14 protein-coding genes are annotated in these 18108 nt (G+C 70.5%); 10 read left to right on the forward strand and 4 right to left on the reverse strand.

Features of this window, described 5'->3' with window-relative positions; genetic code table 11:
- Window positions 1-47: 47 nt before the first annotated feature.
- Both ACFW9O_RS20330 and ACFW9O_RS20335 read right to left on the reverse strand, forming a co-directional pair.
- On the reverse strand, window positions 48-1115 hold the full coding sequence (locus ACFW9O_RS20330) for a hypothetical protein (protein WP_384611059.1): 1068 nt from the start codon (window positions 1113-1115) through the stop codon (window positions 48-50).
- A gap of 139 nt (window positions 1116-1254) precedes the next feature.
- Window positions 1255-2016, reverse strand: a complete 762-nt coding sequence (locus ACFW9O_RS20335; protein WP_384611061.1) for a hypothetical protein — start codon at window positions 2014-2016, stop codon at window positions 1255-1257.
- 187 nt (window positions 2017-2203) lie between these two features.
- Here ACFW9O_RS20335 and ACFW9O_RS20340 point away from each other — a divergent pair, with 187 nt between their 5' ends.
- A complete protein-coding gene (locus ACFW9O_RS20340) occupies window positions 2204-2560 on the forward strand; it encodes a hypothetical protein (RefSeq protein ID WP_384611062.1) in 357 nt (118 codons plus the stop codon).
- 160 nt (window positions 2561-2720) lie between these two features.
- Window positions 2721-4190 carry an amidase gene (locus ACFW9O_RS20345; RefSeq protein ID WP_384611064.1) on the forward strand — a complete coding sequence of 490 codons (1470 nt, stop codon included), beginning with the start codon at window positions 2721-2723 and terminating at the stop codon, window positions 4188-4190.
- Between the two features lie 121 nt (window positions 4191-4311).
- Here ACFW9O_RS20345 and ACFW9O_RS20350 read toward each other — a convergent pair whose 3' ends face one another.
- A complete protein-coding gene (locus ACFW9O_RS20350) occupies window positions 4312-5292 on the reverse strand; it encodes a carboxymuconolactone decarboxylase family protein (RefSeq protein ID WP_384611066.1) in 981 nt (326 codons plus the stop codon).
- Between the two features lie 168 nt (window positions 5293-5460).
- Here ACFW9O_RS20350 and ACFW9O_RS20355 point away from each other — a divergent pair, with 168 nt between their 5' ends.
- From ACFW9O_RS20355 to ACFW9O_RS20375, 5 genes are all read left to right on the forward strand, one after another.
- The gene (locus ACFW9O_RS20355; RefSeq protein ID WP_384611067.1) at window positions 5461-6642 is read left to right on the forward strand and encodes a sensor histidine kinase; all 1182 of its coding nucleotides are present in this window, start codon (window positions 5461-5463) and stop codon (window positions 6640-6642) included.
- Window positions 6639-7343, forward strand: a complete 705-nt coding sequence (locus ACFW9O_RS20360) for a response regulator (protein WP_384611068.1) — start codon at window positions 6639-6641, stop codon at window positions 7341-7343. The genes ACFW9O_RS20355 and ACFW9O_RS20360 overlap by 4 nt, the downstream gene beginning before the upstream one ends.
- 101 nt (window positions 7344-7444) lie before the next feature.
- Window positions 7445-9664, forward strand: coding sequence for an NADP-dependent isocitrate dehydrogenase (locus ACFW9O_RS20365; protein WP_384611070.1), 2220 nt, complete (start codon window positions 7445-7447; stop codon window positions 9662-9664).
- A 737-nt stretch (window positions 9665-10401) separates the two neighbouring features.
- Window positions 10402-11973, forward strand: coding sequence for a polysaccharide lyase family 1 protein (locus ACFW9O_RS20370; RefSeq protein WP_384611071.1), 1572 nt, complete (start codon window positions 10402-10404; stop codon window positions 11971-11973).
- 376 nt (window positions 11974-12349) lie between these two features.
- The gene (locus ACFW9O_RS20375) at window positions 12350-13204 is read left to right on the forward strand and encodes a hypothetical protein (RefSeq protein ID WP_384611073.1); all 855 of its coding nucleotides are present in this window, start codon (window positions 12350-12352) and stop codon (window positions 13202-13204) included.
- Window positions 13205-13266: 62 nt separating this feature from the next.
- On the opposite strand, the gene ACFW9O_RS20380 is transcribed toward ACFW9O_RS20375, so the two are convergent.
- Entirely contained in the window at window positions 13267-13881 is a 615-nt protein-coding gene (locus tag ACFW9O_RS20380; protein WP_384611075.1) for a hypothetical protein, read from the reverse strand.
- Window positions 13882-14045: 164 nt separating this feature from the next.
- On the opposite strand from ACFW9O_RS20380, the gene ACFW9O_RS20385 reads away from it, so the two are divergent.
- From ACFW9O_RS20385 to ACFW9O_RS20395, 3 genes are read left to right on the forward strand one after another with little or no spacing between them, the layout of a single operon-like run.
- Window positions 14046-14948 (forward strand): ABC transporter ATP-binding protein, encoded by a 903-nt coding sequence (locus ACFW9O_RS20385; RefSeq protein ID WP_384611293.1) that lies wholly within the window; start codon window positions 14046-14048, stop codon window positions 14946-14948.
- Between the two features lie 7 nt (window positions 14949-14955).
- On the forward strand, window positions 14956-15930 hold the full coding sequence (locus tag ACFW9O_RS20390; protein ID WP_384611076.1) for an ABC transporter substrate-binding protein: 975 nt from the start codon (window positions 14956-14958) through the stop codon (window positions 15928-15930).
- 2 nt (window positions 15931-15932) lie between these two features.
- The gene (locus ACFW9O_RS20395) at window positions 15933-18062 is read left to right on the forward strand and encodes an iron ABC transporter permease (protein ID WP_384611078.1); all 2130 of its coding nucleotides are present in this window, start codon (window positions 15933-15935) and stop codon (window positions 18060-18062) included.
- Window positions 18063-18108 lie beyond the last annotated feature (46 nt).

An 18108-nucleotide genomic window follows, 5' to 3' on the forward strand; every position in this document is an offset into this window, starting at 1 on the left:
GTCAAGCCTGCGCCATCACAGGCCTGAAGTGGCTGAATCACGAAGCGTCAATTCGCTTCGAGTTGAGGCGGAGTAAACCGCTCCGGATAACTCCGGAAGACCTCCAGGAGGTCGTCGAGCGCGGTCGTACCGGGGTCGACCAGGGACACCGCCGACCACAAGTGCGTCAGTCCGTCACCGAATGCCAGACAGGTTTCGATGAGATCCAGGATTTCCAGGAGCATGACCCCTGATCTGGCGACACTTCCCGCCATCTCGGCAGGAAGCAAGGCGATGACCTGACTACGCGACTCCGGCTGCCGCATCACTCCGACCGCGGCCAGTGCGTCGCGCAGACGGCGTTTGTCGGACAGTTCGAGTCTCTGCCGAGGAATCCTCCGACTCACGGCGGTCCGCCCGGCCTCCCCGTCCCCTTCGAACCAGAGAGAGGTGGTGGTCCCGAACCGGCTGCGCAGCGCATCGGCCAAGGGGCGCGGAGACCGTCGCCAGTCGGGGTGCTCGCGCAGCATCCGCAGAGCCTCGGCACTGAACACACCCGAGCGCAGTCCGTTGCGCGTCGCCTCGCCCGGTCCGCAGGCGAACAGCACGTGCTGATCGGCCTGCTGACGTGGGGTCGAGCGCGGTATCGGGTCGGGCCGCAGGGTCCCAGCCGTCGTCGCCGGGTCGGCGTACGTCTGGCAGGCGTCGAACAGCCAGAGCTGGTGCGGATGCCCCGGTGCGCCGTCGGACCGGTACATGGCAAGCACCGCTTCGACGTCCAGACCGCGAAGGTCCCGGTGGACCGCATCGGCGAAGAGCAGCCGGCGGTTGTGATCGGCGTCGATGAGGCCGTGCCCGGACCAGGCGACGAACAGCCAGTCGGTCCGCTCGTCCGCCAGTTCCCGGGTCAGCACCTGGTGCACGGTGTTCCGGTCGGCCGGACGGTACGGCAGACCGGAGCCGTCGGCGAGTGCGCGGTTGCGCTCGAGCGGAGAGAGCAACAGGGTCAGCGACTCGTCCCTCACCCCGATCTCCCGCAGCCAGCCCGCGTATCCCAACGCGTCGTGCACCGGCCCGTCGAGGTCCCAGGCCGACCCCGCCTCGTAGGACTCCACCCCGACCACGAGCGCCCGCATCCATGTCTCCCGTCGCCGTAACCACAGCCATTGTGGGGCAACAGAATTACCCCGGGCGGTAGTTGGGCGACGTCGTATCTCTGCGAATCACTGCCGGGGGGCTTCGGCGCAGGCTGGACCGGACTGTGGCCCCAGCGTCTCAGACGGGTGCGGGCGTCCCGCCCAGCACCTCGCCGACGTCCACCGCGTCCTCCGCAGGCGGCGTGGCCGCGGGTACCGGCCTGTCGAAGCCGGAGAAGTCCACGGCCGCGTCCGCCCCATGGTCCTGCACGGTGATCCGCACCGGGTAGGGCTTGCCCTCGGTGGCCACGTACAACGTCAGCTCCTGGTCGTCCCCGGTCGTCGTGACGGGGACGGTGCGCACCCCGTCGACCGTCGTGCCTGTGCCCTTGGTGAGCGTTCCCCCGGGCGCATCGGCGTTGTCGGAGAGCAGCTCGTGGAACGCTTCGAGGTCGCACACCTGCACCATGGGAAGCAGCCTCGCGTCCGAGGCCTCGCCCTTCATGTACCGCCCGGCCAGAATCGCTTCGAAGGCCGTGCCCCCGACCGGGACCTGGTTCTTCCAGAAGTTCGAATCCGGCTTCACCCAGACAGTGTCGCCACGCTTGACGATCTCGACCGAGCCCTCGTCCTTGCCCAGGTCGATACCGCCCACGCAGTTGCCGTCCTGGTCCAGCGTGAGGTCGACCGTCATGGGGGAGCGTCCCTCGCCCAGATCGCCCACCGAGTGAAGGTGCAGCGACCGGGTGTCGAGCAGGGCGTCACGGGAGCGGTCGGCGATCTCGCGGGCGGGGAGCGACTCGATGTCGTCGTCCGCGTGCGCCACCGCGCCACTCGTCACGGAGAGTACGACCACTGCCGCGCAGGCGAGCGCACGGGCGGTGATGCGCTGTCCGGTCACGGCGCCTCCTCGGAAACAGCCTTGTCCAGGCTTCTTTCGAGCGTGCGTTCCCCCGAAGCGAGCGTACGCCGGGGATCCCCCGCCCGCGCGGCGGACAAGGGTGCACGGAGTGTGAGGTTCGGCGGTGTTTTCGGTTACGGAACGTGGGGGAGAGGAGCCGTGAAGAGCAAGGGATCAAAGGGGAGACATGAAGAATCTGTCCAGGGGGAACGCCGTTCGCACCCTGCTGCGCGGTGCGGCCGTCACGGGCCTGACCGTGGCACTGGCCGTGCCGGTGACCGCGGCGGTCGCCGTCGCGCCGGCAGCGCAACCGCCCGGTCTGTCCTGCGACACCGGGAAGCACGCGATCGACGACTACACGGGGTACGCGCTGTGCCGGAACAACGGATCGGCACCGCAGACCTTCTGGGTCCATCTGGTCTGCGGCTGGTCGCCGGACGTGGACGGTGAGCACGTCACGCTGAACCCGGGCCAGTCCGGACAGTCGACCGCCCACTGCGCCGGTCTCGGTACGGGGATCGGCGAGATCCACGTGAGGCCGTAGGACCTTCGGACTGTCTGCGCCGCGCGCGGCGCAGACAGTCCTTCCGGCAGGCATCCTTGAGCGGACCCCGGCCCCTCGTTACTCTCCAGTAGGACCGCTCGGGCGGCCCCGGGGCGGACCTCGGGGACCGTGCTCCGGCGGCAGCGAGGAGGCGGCAGCGATGTCTTCGGCAGACCCCGCGGAGCGGACCGGACCGAGCAGGCCGGACGAGCCCGCCGAACCGTACGGACTCGTCGGCAGCGCACAGGAACTCGCGGACGGCCGCACGACGTCCCAGGAGCTTGTCGCCGCCGCGCTCGCGCGCATCGAGGCGAGCCGCGACACCCTCAACGCCTTCCGCCACCTGCGGACCGAAGCCGCACTCGAAGAAGCCGCCGAAGCCGACCGGCGGCTCGCCGCCGGCGAACGGCTGCCCCTGCTCGGGGTGCCGGTCGCCGTCAAGGACGACACGGATGTCGCCGGTATGCCCACCCACTTCGGCTGCGCGGGCGACCTGCCGCCCGTCACCGCCGACAGCGAGGCGGTCCGCCGGCTGCGTGCGGCCGGAGCCGTCGTCGTCGGCAAGACCAACTCCTGCGAGCTGGGCCAGTGGGCCTTCACCGAGGGCCCCGCATTCGGCGTCACCCGCAACCCGTGGAACACCGCCCACACGCCCGGTGGTTCCTCCGGCGGCTCCGCGGCGGCCGTCGCCGCGGGACTCGTCCCGGCGGCACTCGGTTCCGACGGCGCCGGATCCATCCGTATCCCCGCCGCCTGGACCCACCTCGTCGGCATCAAGCCGCAGCGCGGCCGCATCTCCGTCCACCCCAACAGCGACGCCTTCCAGGGCCTCACCGTCAACGGCCCCCTCGCCCGTACGGTCGCCGACGCGGCGCTGCTCCTGGACGCCGCCGCCGGACCGCACCCCGGCGACCCGCACCGGCCGCCCGCCGTCAGTGCGTCCGCAGCCGCCCGCCGCGACCCGGGCAGGCTGCGGATCGGCCTCGCCCTCCGGCCCCCGCTGACCCTCACCCGGAACGCACCCCATCCCGAGGTGGTGCGCGCCGTCACCGCACTCGCCGAAGTCCTCGCCCGCCTCGGCCATCACGTCGAGGAGGCCCGTCCCCGCTACGGACTCATCGGCCTCTCCTTCGTCCCCCGTGCCACCGCCGGAATCGCCGAACTCGCCGCGCTCCACCCCGACCCCGCGCTTCTGGACCCGCGCACCCGCAGCGCCCTGCGCACCGGCACACGCCTCGGCGGCCGGGTGGTCCGGGCGGCCCGGGCCCGCGAGGTGCGCCAGCACCGCAGGATCGGCGCCTTCTTCGACCCGGCCACGAGCAGCGGGTACGACGTGCTGCTCACCCCGACCACCGCCGCCCCGCCGCCCCGGGTCGGCACCTTCGACCACCTGAGCGCCTGGCGCACCGACCTGGCGATGACCGCGGCGTGCCCGTACGCCTGGCCCTGGAACGTCCTCGGCTGGCCCGGCGTCAACGTCCCGGCGGGCTTCACCCGCGACGGCCTGCCCCTCGGCGCCCAGCTGCTCGGCCCGTCCCGAAGCGAGGAACGACTCGTCTCGCTCGCCGCCCAGCTGGAAGCCGATCAGCGCTGGTACGAGCACCGGCCGCCCCGGGGCGAGTTCGCCTGATCAACGGCACCTGGAACGTGGGCCGGGGCGCGGGCCCCCGACGGCGCGCGCTACGGCGCCCGGTTCGCGTCGGAGGCCGCCCAGTGCATCCCGACCGGACCGTTCCACGCGGCGGCGACGCTCATGCCCGCTCCCCGGCGGCCGTCCGCAGATTGGCCTCGACCCGCTCGACGGCGCACATCGCGCCGAAGGCGACCAGGTGGACCAGGCAGTGATCGGTGAACGGCGGTACACGCCACGCCGCCACGTCCTCGTCCGTGATCCGGTAAGGGGCGCGCGCCGCGAGCAGGGCAAGCCGGGCGCCCGGCCGTTGCGCCCGGTCGGGCAGCGCGGCGGTCAGGGGCAGGGGCGTGACGCCGTCCCAGCCGGCCACCGACTCCCGTACGAACGCGGCGTCCTCGTCGCTCAACAGGCCCGCACCCAGCTGCGCGGCCGTGCGCAGCGCGCCGTACGCCGTACCCACCGGGGTGTCGCCCGCCCACTGCGGCGGGTCGCCGGCTGTGTCGAGCAGCGCGAGGCTGTCGCCCGACCGCAGCTCGCGGCGCACCGTGCGGGCCAGCGAACGGCCCGCCGTACTCCGCACCAGCCGGTACTTCTCGGCGCCCCCCGGCAGCATCACTTCCGACAGCAACGAGGACACGACGCGGTTGATGAAGTGGAAGGCGAGCGCCGTCCCCACGTACTCGGGTGCCTCCCGCGCCGGGAACGGCTGCGGCGTGCTCATGTCCTTGCCCCAGGCCAGCAGTCGGCGATGTCCCGGCTCGTCCGGCTCATCGCCCCGCAGGATCGTCTCGGCCAGCCGGTGATCACCCGTGGCGTGCAGCAGCACGGTGTGCGCGTGCACACAGAACGGGCAGCGGTTGGCGAGCGAGACCCCCGCCGCCACCACCTCCTTCCCGGTACGGGACGCCTGCCCGGCCAGCAGGGACTCCCGCATCAGGGCCCAGGTGGCGGTGAGCAGCGGAGGGGAGGCGGACAGGACGACGAAGGTCGTGGCGTCCTTGATGCCGAAGTCGGTGGCGAGCTGGGCGTACACGTCGGCCACCGCACCGGTGGCCGACTTCGGAGGTTCGGGCGAGGTGTATCGGAAAGGTCCGGTCATGGCGACGATGCTCGTCCCCGCCACCCGCTCCCGTCGTCGTACGGCGGAAGGCAGTCCGGGCTGCGCCGGCCCGACGGGTGGGCGACCCCACTACTCCCCGGGGAGCAGCCCGGAACCCGTCCCGGAGGACGACGCGCCCGCATCCGTACGGGAGTTAGGGTGCGGCTCATGCAGGCGCGGGGGGACATCGAACGGCGGGCACTCCTGCTGGACACGGCAGGTGCCGCGGTGATCGGTGCTGCCGTGATCGCGGCGGCCCGGGCGGCGTCCTCGTTGGACGGCCTCGACCTGCTGCTCGTCGCGGCCGGCTCCCTGGCCCTCGCCGCACACCGCCGGGCACCCCGCACGGTGCTGGCCGTGACCACCCTGAGCATGTTCGCGTACGTCCTCCACGCCCACCCGGGCAGCTGGGTGGCGCTGCCCGTCGTGGTCGCCGTCCACGCCGCCGCGCGCAGCGGACACCGGGCGGAGGCGAGCGGGGCCGGGGCCCTGTTCCTCCTCGGCTACTTCACGGTGCTGCTCATCGCCGTACCCGGAGTCCAGGACACCGTCGAGCGGACGCTGCTCCTGCTGGGATGGTTCCTCTGCGCAGGGGTCACCGGTCTCATCGACAAGAACTGGCAGGCCTACCTGCGCCAGACCGAGCAGCGGGCGCTCGACGCCGAACGGACCCGCGAGGAAACCGCGTTGCGCCGCGCCGGGGAAGAACGGCTGCGCATCGCGAGGGAGTTGCACGACTCACTGACCCATTCGATCTCGATCGTCAAGCTCCAGGCGGGCGTCGCCGTGCATCTCGCCCGTAAACGCGGCACCGAGGTGGAACCCGCCCTGCTCGCCATCCAGGAGGCCAGCGGCGAGGCGATGCGGGAACTCCGCTCGACGCTGGAGGTGCTGCGCACGGACGTGCTCGACCCCGGCAACGGGCTGGACCGCATCGACGAGCTGGCCGAACGGGCGCGGGCCGCGGGCATCGCGCTCGTGGTCACCGTCGACGGCGTCGAACGGCCTCTTCCGGCCGATGTCGGCGGAGCCGCGTACCGCATCGTCCAGGAGGCCCTGACCAACGTGGCCCGGCACGCGGACCGCGCCGAGACCACCGTCCGTCTCCTCTACACGGACTCGACGCTCGCACTCCGCGTCGACGACCGGGGGCCGTGCCTGCCCGGCGACCGGATCACTCCGGGCACCGGGCTGACGGGCATGCGGGAGCGCGTCACCGCGCTCGGCGGCACCCTCGAAGCCGCGCCGGGTGAGCACGGGGGCTTCTCGGTACGCGCCGAGCTGCCCCTGTCACCCGGGACGCCGGGGAAGTCGGGGGTATCCGGGGTGTCAGGGGAGTCCGCAGGATGATCCGCGTGCTGATCGTCGACGACCAGGCCCTCATGCGGGCGGGATTCCGGGCCCTGCTGGAGGCCGAGGACGGCATCGAGGTCGTCGGGGAGGCCGCCGACGGGCGGCGGGGCGTCGAGCTGGTCCGCCGGTACACCCCGGACGTGGCACTCATCGACGTACAGATGCCCGTGATGACCGGCATCGAGGCGACCCGCGAGATCGCCGCCGACCCCCTGCTGGCCGCCGTGCACGTCGTCATCCTGACGAACTACGGCCTCGACGAGTACGTCTTCGACGCTCTGCGCGCCGGGGCAGCCGGATTCCTGCTCAAGGACACCGAACCGGCCGAACTTCTGCGGGCCATCGAGGTCGCGGCCCGCGGCGACGCCCTGTTGTCGCCCGCCATCACCCGTCGGCTCATCGGCGCGTTCGTCTCCCGGCCCCCGGACCGTGCCACCGCGCCGGGCCTCGAGGCCCTCACCCGCCGCGAGCGCGAGGTCACCGCCCTTGCCGCCCGGGGGCTGACCAACGAGGAGATCGCCGCCCACATGGTGATCAGCCCGTTCACGGCCAAGACCCACATCAGCCGGGCCATGATCAAACTGGGCGCGCGTGACCGGGCACAGCTGGTCGTCTTCGCGTACGAGTCGGGGCTCGTCGAGGCGGGCAGGGCGCCGGGGGCGCACGGGTCCGCCCCCTCCGCGGCCGGACGCGACTGACCGGTTCCGGCCGAAAACGAGGGCGGGCCCCTGTGGAGAGGGGGGCGGGCACGAGATATCTTGATGTCAAGCAATGTTGCAGACGTGGAGCGGAGCACCCGGTGACTGACTCGACCATCATCTATACGCACACCGACGAGGCCCCTGCCCTGGCGACCTACTCGTTCCTGCCCGTCGTCGAGGCCTACGCCTCGACCGCAGGGGTCACGGTGGAGAGCCGCGACATCTCCCTGGCGGGCCGGATCATCGCCAGCTTCCCGGAGCACCTCGAGGCCGGTCAGCGTATCGATGACGCACTCGCCGAGCTCGGCGAGCTGGCCAAGGCTCCCGGCGCCAACATCATCAAGCTGCCGAACGTCTCGGCGTCGATCCCGCAGCTGAAGGCCGCGATCGCGGAGCTGCAGAAGCAGGGCTACGCGCTGCCGGACTACCCGGACGACGCGAAGACCGACGCGGACAAGGACGTCCGCGCGCGCTACGACAAGATCAAGGGCAGCGCGGTCAACCCCGTCCTGCGTGAGGGCAACTCCGACCGCAGGGCCCCCGCCTCGGTCAAGAACTACGCGAAGGCGCACCCGCACCGCATGGGCGCGTGGACGGCCGACTCGAAGACGAACGTCGCGACCATGGGCGTCGACGACTTCCGGTCCACCGAGAAGTCCGCCGTCATCGCCGAGCCCGGCACCCTGCGCATCGAGCTCGTGGGCGACGACGGCACCACCACCGTCCTGCGTGACTCGGTACCCGTCCTGGCGGGCGAGGTCGTCGACGCCGCCGTGATGCGGGTGGCCGCGCTGCGTGAGTTCTTCACCGCGCAGATCGCCAAGGCCAAGTCCGAGGGCGTGCTGTTCTCCGTGCACCTCAAGGCCACGATGATGAAGGTCTCCGACCCGATCATCTTCGGTCACGTGGTGCGTGCGTTCTTCCCGAAGACGTTCGCCGAGTTCGGTGAGGCGCTCGCCGCGGCCGGCCTGACCCCGAACGACGGTCTCGGCGGCATCCTCAAGGGCCTGGAGGCCCTGCCCGAGGGCGCGAAGATCAAGGCGTCCTTCGAGGCCGAGCTCGCCGAGGGCCCCGCCCTGGCGATGGTCGACTCCGACAAGGGCATCACCAACCTGCACGTCCCCAGCGACGTGATCGTCGACGCCTCCATGCCGGCCATGATCCGCACCTCCGGTCACATGTGGGGTCCGGACGGCCAGGAGGCCGACACCCTCGCCGTCCTGCCGGACAGCAGCTACGCGGGCGTCTACCAGGTCGTCATCGACGACTGCCGTGCGAACGGCGCCTACGACCCGGCCACGATGGGCTCGGTGTCCAACGTCGGCCTCATGGCGCAGAAGGCCGAGGAGTACGGCAGCCACGACAAGACCTTCGAGATCCCCACCACGGGTACGGTCCGCGTCCTGGACGCCGCCGGCAACGCGGTGCTGGAGCAGGCCGTCGGCGCCGGTGACATCTTCCGGATGTGCCAGGCCAAGGACCTGCCGATCCAGGACTGGGTCAAGCTCGCCGTCACGCGCGCCCGCGCGACCGGCAACCCGGCCGTCTTCTGGCTCGACGAGGACCGCGCGCACGACGCCAAGCTCATCGAGAAGGTCCGCACGTACCTTGCCGACCACGACACCGACGGTCTGCAGATCGAGATCATGTCGCCGGTGAAGGCCACCGCGTTCTCCCTGGAGCGCATCCGCCGCGGCGAGGACACCGTGTCGGTCACCGGCAACGTGCTGCGTGACTACCTCACCGACCTCTTCCCGATCCTCGAGCTGGGAACCAGCGCGAAGATGCTCTCCGTCGTTCCGCTCATGAACGGCGGCGGACTGTTCGAGACGGGCGCCGGCGGCTCCGCCCCGAAGCACGTCCAGCAGCTCGTCAAGGAGAACTACCTGCGCTGGGACAGCCTGGGCGAGTTCCTCGCCCTCGCGGTCAGCTTCGAGCACCTCGCGCAGACCACGGACAACGCCCGCGCCCAGGTCCTCGCGGACACGCTGGACCGTGCGACGGCCACGTTCCTCAACGAGGACAAGTCCCCCAGCCGCAGGCTCGGCGGCATCGACAACCGCGGCAGCCACTTCTACCTGGCGCTCTACTGGGCCCAGGAGCTGGCGCAGCAGACCGCGGACGCCAAGCTCGCCGAAGCGTTCTCCACGCTGGCCAAGACGCTGGCCGAGCAGGAGCAGACGATCGTCGACGAGCTGATCGCCGTGCAGGGCTCGCCGGTCGACATCGGCGGCTACTACCAGCCCGACCCGGCGAAGGCCGCGGCCGTCATGCGTCCGTCGGCCACCTTCAACCAGGCCATCGCGACCCTGGGCTAGATCCGGCACCGCGCTCCGGGAAGCCCCTGGAAGCGCAAGCACCGCCCCGGCAGGCACCCGCCTGCCGGGGCGGTCTGCGTTGTGGCCGGGAGGTCTGCGGGCGCCCGGGCCGGCTCTCCGCCCGTAGGTGCCGGACCCGAACCTCGACAGTTCCGCCCACCACCTCAACACCGAGGAAAGTGCCGGGTGTCGGGAATCGGACACCCGTGAGCCGGCTCGCGGTACGGAAGAAGACGGCCCGGCGATACAAAAGTTCATCTCCTCGAACGATGAACACTCTTGTGAACTTCTGCGGTGGACTATCCGCGGCGATCGGCCCGTCCGGCGCGCATCGGCCGGGAAGACCTGCGGCTGGAGCGCCGGGCGGCGGGAACGGCTTCTGCGAGGCGGCGGCCGGATCGGGTGACGGTGTGGCCCGAAGCGCGGCCGTACGCATTCCGCATGTGACAAGAACCTTGTCAGCCCTGCGTGAGCAGCCCTATCCTCGCGGACAGAAAGCGCTTTCCTCGTTCGCGAGCCTCGTTCCGGTTGATGCGGTTCCCACGGCATCGACCGCGACGTCCGCATGGGCCGGTACCGGCGCGGCGGAACCGTCGGCCAGGCCGCGTCGATGAGGGCACCCGCAAGCGGACGGACGAGGGACTGCCCAGTGGCAGGACGCGGTCTCGAAAGTTCATGGATATGACCACCGTACAAGTACCAACACCCAGAGTTCGAAGACGAATCGGGAGATGGACATGAGACGACCAGTCGCACTGCGACTTTCTGCGGCGCTCGCCACGACGGCCCTGGCCGCCGCAGCCGGTGTGGTTGTGTCGATGCCCTCGGCATCGGCGGCAGTGACCGGCAGCGCCACCGGCTACGCGAGCCAGAACGGTGGGACCACCGGCGGTGCGGGCGGGCAGACCGTGCGTGCCACCACGGGCACCGCGATCCATGAGGCACTGTGCGGCCGGGCCAGCGCCAGCACCCCGATCACCATCGAGGTCGAGGGCACCATCAACCACGGCAACACCGCCAAGGTGTCCGGCGACAGCTGCAACACCGCCGCGGGCGTGATCGAGCTCAAGCAGATCAGCAACGTCTCGATCGTCGGCGTCGGCAGCGGCGCCGTCTTCGACCAGCTGGGCATCCACATCCGTGAGTCCAGCAACATCATCATCCAGAACGTGACGGTCAAGAACGTCAAGAAGTCGGGCTCGCCCACGTCCAACGGCGGTGACGCCATCGGCATGGAGAGCGACGTCCGCAACGTCTGGGTCGACCACACCACCCTTGAGGCGTCGGGCGGTGAGTCGGAGGGTTACGACGGCCTCTTCGACATGAAGGACAACACCCAGTACGTGACGCTGTCCTACAGCACCTTGCGGAACTCCGGCCGCGGGGGCCTCATCGGATCCAGCGAGACCGAGCTCTCCAACGGCTTTGTGACCTACCACCACAACCTGTACGAGAACATCGACTCCCGTGCGCCCCTGCTGCGCGGCGGCATCGCGCACATGTACAACAACTACTACCTGAAGCTCAACGAGTCCGGGATCAACTCCCGGGCCGGTGCCCGCGCCAAGGTGGACAACAACTACTTCAAGGACTCCAAGGACGTCCTGGGCACCTTCTACACCGACGCGGCCGGCTACTGGCAGGTCGCCGGCAACATCTTCGACAACGTGACCTGGTCCGCCCCCGGTACCGACAACAAGCCCGCCGGGCCCAACGTGCAGTCCACGACCACGGTCAGCATCCCCTACTCCTTCAGCCTCGACGCGGCCAACTGCGTGCCGAGCATCGTCGGCCAGACGGCAGGGGCCAACAAGGGCCTGAAGGTGTCGAACGGAAGCTGCACGCCGACGAACCCGTCACCGACCCCGACCACTCCCACGCCGGACCCCACCACCCCCACTCCCGACCCCACCACCCCCACGCCTGACCCGACCCAGCCCAGCGGGACCAACCTCAGCATCGGCGCCGGCGCCGACGGTTCCAGCAAGGCCAGCGGGACGAGCTTCGGCAACGTGCGTGACGGCAACCTGAGCACCTTCTGGTCTCCGGCCGGCTCGACCGGTTCCGTCTCGGTCAAGTGGTCCTCCGCCACCACCGTGGCCCGCATCAACATCCGTGAGGCATCAGGCTCCGCGGGCAGCATCGGATCCTGGAGGGTCCTCAACGGCGACACCGGTGCCGTCCTGAAGTCCGGTACCGGCGCGGGCGCCATCACGGTTCCCAGCACCTCGCTGAGCAAGATCACCTTCGAGATCACCGGCTCGACCGGAACGCCGAAGGTCGCCGAGTTCGAGACCTACGCGAGCTAGTCGACGCGGTCCCGTCGTCCGGGACCGCACCGTCCGGCTCCACCGGGCCTGAAGCGGCGCACACGGCAGCGACATCGCGGCCGCCCTGCGCTGCTGGTCACCCCGAACGGGGGCCGTCGCATACGACGGCCCCCTCATTCGTGCGGGCAGCTGGTGCTGACCTGGGCATGCGGGCGCCGCGTGCTGTCCGTGCCCCGTGCGGACACTGACGCACCGTACGCACAGCGAGGCTGGTGGGAGCCGGAGTTCGCGCTCATGGGCGACGGCGACGCGCGGCCGGGGTTCGTCCGCCGCGTCCGGCGCCCGCAGTCCCGATCCGCGATCACAATGACCGATTCGAGGGATACGGGTACCCGGCCTGCTGTACGTTCCTGGCATGGTCACGGGACAAATGAGCGAGAACCCGGAGTCACGCTTCTCCGCACTTCTGGCCGGCGCGGCAAGGCTGCCGGGTGTGCGAATCGACAGGGAGGCGTACCTCCGGACGGCGCTGGCCCGTCATTGCTCGGAAGATGATGTGCGCAGGGCGACGGAAGAGACCCCCGCGGCGGCGGGTATCCCTCTTGATGTTCTGGACAGGGTGGCCAACGAGTCCATTCGCTACGAAACCGCCAAGGTGAGCGCGCTCTCCGCGGCTGCCGGAATTCCCGGATTCATCGCCATGCCTGCCACGGTGCCGGCCGATCTGGCCCAGTACGTCGCCCACATGCTGCGCGTCGCGCAGAAGCTCGCCTATCTCTACAGCTGGCCCGATCTGTTCTCCGCCGACAACGACGACCTCGATGACGCCACCAAGGGAGTGCTCACGCTCTTCTTCGGGGTGATGTTCGGAACCCAGTCCGCGAACGCTGCCGTGGGGAAGGTGGCTGAGGCGATGGCCGAGCAGGTCGTCAAGAAGCTGCCTCAGAAGGCGCTGACCAAGGGTGTCGTCTACCCCATCGTGAAGAAGGTCGCCGAATACCTCGGCGTCGAGATGACGAAGCAGACCTTCGCCAAGTCCGTCTCGAAGGCCATTCCCCTCGTCGGGGCCGCCGTGTCCGGCGGGCTCACCTTCGCGACCTTCCGCCCCATGTCCAAAAGGCTCAAGACACATCTCTCCGGCCTGGAACTCGCCGAGCCGGTCGGCCAGGTCATCACCGGGGAAGTCATCCGGGACGAGGAATCCCCGACGGAGGACCAGGCGAAGATCCCGCACCCGGGCCGCGACTGGCGTGTCCTGAGGCGTCGGTAGGCAGGTAAGGGCTACTGGGGCAGCCACCTGGTCAGAGCCTGCGCCGTGCGGGTCATGGCGGTTCAGTAGTCGGAGAAGTTCCAGAAGATGCCCACCTCGGTGTCCGCGACGACGATCAGGCCGCAGTCCTCCGAGTACACGCTCAGGGGGCTGTACCCCCAGTGCGACGTCGTGAAGTCGAGGGTGCCGGGCGCAAGGCCGGGCCTGTCGACGTTGGTGTGGTAACCGGCCTTGTCCCCGAAGCGATCGAGGATCGTGCGCGCCATCGAGCGCAACTCCTCCTGGCTTTCCGCGAAGCGTGCCAGGTTGGACACGGTGCACTTGTCGTCCGTGAGGGCCAGGAGCAGGTTCTCGGCACTGTTTCGGTCGATCTCCTTCAGCCGCTCCGCGATGTAATCCGGCGGGTGGGCGACGAAGGGGTACGTGGGGGACGCCTCACGCTCCGGGTTGTGGGCCGCGTCGTCGAGACCGGACCAGCCGCGGGGATCCGGGACCCGCGCCATCAGCGCGATGACATCGAGGATCCAGGCTTCGTGGAGGCGTGGGCCCGTGGCGTCGTACGGGTACGCGTCCTCGTACAGGTGGCGTACAGCGGCTTCCCAGGACTTCTGGTCGACGGACATGCGGTGCCGGCCTTTCTCGCCCGGTCGCCAGGACGTGGAGGGCATCGTGGTCATGACGGTGAACGACGCGGCGTCAGTTCCCGTCGTCGGCCCCGCGATCCGGGGCTGATGGAACGGGCCGCGGCCCGCGGCAGGGTGATGGTCCGTTTCCAGCCATCGGGGCATCCAAGGGGCCGAATTTCACCTTCAGGTTAGGTTAGGCTAACCTCTGTCGAGTGATCGTGACTGCACCCGACCGAGAAGAATCGCCACCGCCTCGCCGCGCCGTGGCAGACCCCGGCGTTCCCGCCGGGGGTACCGCTGCCCCGTCCGGCCTCGCCGCCACGGGAGTCACGGTCGCCTACGACGGCGTCGACGTCGTACACGAGACGGACCTCCGTCTTCCGCGAGGGCAGGTCACCGCGCTGATCGGCCCGAACGGGAGTGGGAAGTCCACCCTGTTGCGTGCCGTCGCCCGTCTGCACCGGGCTCGCAGCGGGAGCGTGACCGTAGGCCCCGACGACGACCCGATCGACGCCCTTGCCCTCTCGCGCACCGATTTCGCCCGGCGCGTCACGTTGCTCGCCCAGAGCCGTACGACCCCGGCCGGCCTCAGCGTCCGCGAAGTGGTGGGCTTCGGACGGCATCCGTACCGCAGCCGGATGCGGGGGAGCGACCCGGACGGGGCGCGGCTCATCGAGCACGCCCTGGCCGTCACGAACGTCACCGATCTCGCCGACCGCGGCGTCGAGAGTCTCTCCGGCGGCCAGCTGCAACGCGTCTGGTTCGCCTGCTGCCTGGCGCAGGACACCGACGTGCTGCTGCTCGACGAGCCGACGACCTATCTCGACCTCCGCTACCAGGTGGAGATCCTGGACCTCATCCGGAGCCTCGCCGACACGCACGGCGTGACGATCGGGGTCGTCCTGCACGACCTGGACCAGGCAGCCGCGGTGGCGGACCAGGTCGTCCTGCTGTCCTCCGGACGCGTCGCCGCCGCCGGAACACCCGCCCAGGTCTACGAACCAGGGCTCCTGACCGACACCTACGGCATCCGTATCGAGGTCGAACCCGACCCTTCGACGGGCATCCCCCGCACCCGCGCGGTGGGAAGACACCACCTTCGGCTCGAAAGGCCCTGAACTCCTCATGACGACCAAGCACTGGGCATGGCCTGTGATCGCCGGCACCGCGGCGCTGACCCTCGTCGGCTGCGGCACCACCGAGGCGCCCGCGGAAGTGTCCGCCTCCGACTCCACGCTGACCGTCACCGACGCACGCGGCACGAAGGTGAAGCTGGACGGGCCCGCCAAGCGTGTCGTCGGCACCGAGTGGAACGTCGTCGAATCGCTCATCACACTGGGCATCGACCCGGTCGGCGTCGCCGACGTGAAGGGCTACCGGGCCTACGACACCGCGGCGCCCCTGACCGGCGACGTCAAGGACATAGGCACCCGCGGCGAACCCAGCGTCGACACCGTCGCCGCTCTGAAGCCCGACCTCATCGTCGCGACGACCGACCTGCCGGACGCCGCCGTCAAGCAACTCTCCAAGGTGGCCCCGCTCATCGTGGTGAAGGCGGCGGACGCCTCCAGGCAGATCGACCAGATGACCGACAACGTCAACCTGATCGCCGAAGCCACCGGAACCGAGGACAAGGCCGAGGCCGAGATCGCCGCCTTCCGCAAGAAGCTCGCCGACGGCAAGAAGGAGCTCGCCACCGCCGGCCTCGACGGTGAAGAGGTCGCCTTCGCCGACGGCTGGAAGGAAGGGAGCCAGGTTTCGGTGCGCCCGTACGTGAAGGGAGCACTGCTCACCGACATCAACACCGAACTCGGCCTGGTCAGCCCCTGGGCCATGAAGGGCGACGAGGGCTACGGCCTGGCTGCGACCGACGTCGAGGGCCTCACGAAGATCGGCGACGCCCGGTTCGTCTACATCACGAACAGCGCGGACACCGCCGACCCGTTCGCCGACGGCCTCAAGGACAACGCCGTGTGGAAGTCGCTGCCCTTCGTGAAGAACGGCGACGTCCACCGACTGCCCGACGGCATCTGGATGTTCGGTGGCACGGCGTCGATGACGCAGTACGTCGACGCGCTTGTGGACGCACTGACCAAGTGAACGTGAGCACCCTTACGACGAAGGCCGAGCCGGCGTCGTCGACCGCCCCGACGGAGGACGCGTCCTCCGTCGGGGCCGGGCGGCCCGCCCGCCGTGGGCCCCTCTTCCTCCTCGCGCTCGGGGCGCTGACCGCCCTGCTCGCCCTCGCGGTCGTACACATCAGCCAAGGCACGGCGCCCGTCGGACTGCGCACCCTCTGGGGTGCCCTCGCCACCCTGTGGACCGACACCGACGGGACCCACCAGGCGGACGCCGTGCTGGTGGCCTCCCGGCTGCCGCGGCTCGCCGCAGGGCTGGTCGTCGGCTGCGCGCTGGGCGCGGCAGGAGCCGTACTGCAGTCGGTGTCCCGCAACGTGCTGGCCTCGCCCGACACGCTCGCCGTGAACGCCGGCGCCTACTTCGCGGTCGTCGCCGTCGCCGCGTTCGGCATCAGCCTGCCACCCCTCCCGGCCGGCGGCACGGCCCTGATCGGCGGACTCGTGGCCGCCGGGATCGTGCTGGGGCTCGCCCGTGCCGGAGCGGGAACCACCCGGCTCGTACTCGCAGGATCGGCACTCACCCTCGGGCTCAGCGGCCTGAGCCACATGCTCCTCCTGCTGCGCGCCCAGCAGACCACCGGTCTCTACGCCTGGGGCAACGGCTCCCTCGCACAGATCGGCATGCAGGCGATCGACAGGCTCGCGCCGGTCGCGCTCCTCGCGCTGATCGGGCTGGTCGTGCTCGGCCGACGGCTCGACATCCTCGCACTCGGTGACGACGGTGCCGTCGTGGTCGGTGTCAATCCGCGTCTCACGCGGGCAACGGCCGTCGTCCTGGCCGTGGTTCTCTCCGCCGTCTCCGTCACCGTCGCCGGACCCATCGGGTTCGTGGGACTGTGCGCGCCCGCGATCGTCCGGCTGGTCGGCGCCAAGGTGCCCGCACTCGTCCGGCACCGCGCCTTCATCCCGGCTTCGGCGGTGGCGGGCGTCCTCGTCGTGCTCGGCGCCGATGTGCTGCTGCGCGCAGTCTTCGGCGCCCAGGCGGGCGCGTCCGTGCCGACCGGCATCGTGACGAGCTTCTTCGGCGCCGTGGTGCTCGTCCTCCTCGCCCACCGCTCCCGCGGAGGCGGATCCACCGGCCCCGAGGCGGCCTTCGCCCGGCTGCGCAGCCGACGCGCGTTCGTCCTCACCCTCACGGTGGTGACCACCGCTCTCGTCCTCGCGGTCGTCGCGGCGACTCTCCTCGGCGACGCCCCCCTGCTGCTCGGCGACGTGGGGAACTGGCTCACCGGCCGTTCCGGGAGGCTCGTCACCTTCGTACTCGACACCCGTGTGCCGCGGATCGCCGCGGCACTGCTCGCCGGTGCCGCGCTGGCGACCGCGGGGGCGGTGGTACAGGCCGTCTCACGGAACCCGCTCGCCGAACCGGGCATCCTCGGGGTCGTCGGGGGAGCGGGAGTCGGCGCCGTCATCACCCTGACCGTCGTCCCGCTCGCGAGCTTCTGGCTCATCAGCGGATCGGCGCTCGCAGGGGCGGCAGCCGCCGCGGCGCTGGTCTTCGGGCTCGCGGCACGGGGCGGACTCGAGCAGGACCGGCTGGTGCTGATCGGTATCGGTGTCTCCGCGGCTACGGCGGCGCTGGTCAGTCTGATGATCGTGCTCACCGATCCGTACAACGGGACCAAGGCGCTCGTCTGGCTCTCGGGCTCGACCTACGGGCGCACGTTCCCCGAGGTCCTCCCCGTCCTTGCGGCTCTCGCCGTGTCACTGCCGGTACTCGCCGTCAGGCGCCGGGAGCTCGACCTCATCGGTCTGGACGCCGACACCCCGAGGCTGCTCGGGATCCGGCTCGGCAGGGCGCGGCTGGGACTGCTCGGTATCGCCGTCGTCCTCACCGCGGCCGCGGTGGCCGCGGTAGGCGTGATCGGCTTCGTCGGACTGGTGGCACCGCACGCGGCGCGCGCCCTGGTGGGGCAGCGTCACGCGCGGGTGCTTCCGGTGGCCGCCCTGATGGGATCCCTGCTGGTGGTCGTCGCCGACACCATCGGCCGTACGGTCATCGCGCCCGCGCAGATATCGGTGGGCGTCGTCACGGCGGTGATCGGAGCCCCGTACTTCGGCTGGCTGCTGTGGCGGTCCAAGGCCTCGCGATAGAACGAGGCGTGCGGACAGCGGGTCCCGTCGCTTCCCCGTGCCCCGG

Source organism: Streptomyces sp. NPDC059499, from assembly GCF_042749285.1.
Taxonomy (GTDB): Bacteria; Actinomycetota; Actinomycetes; order Streptomycetales; family Streptomycetaceae; genus Streptomyces.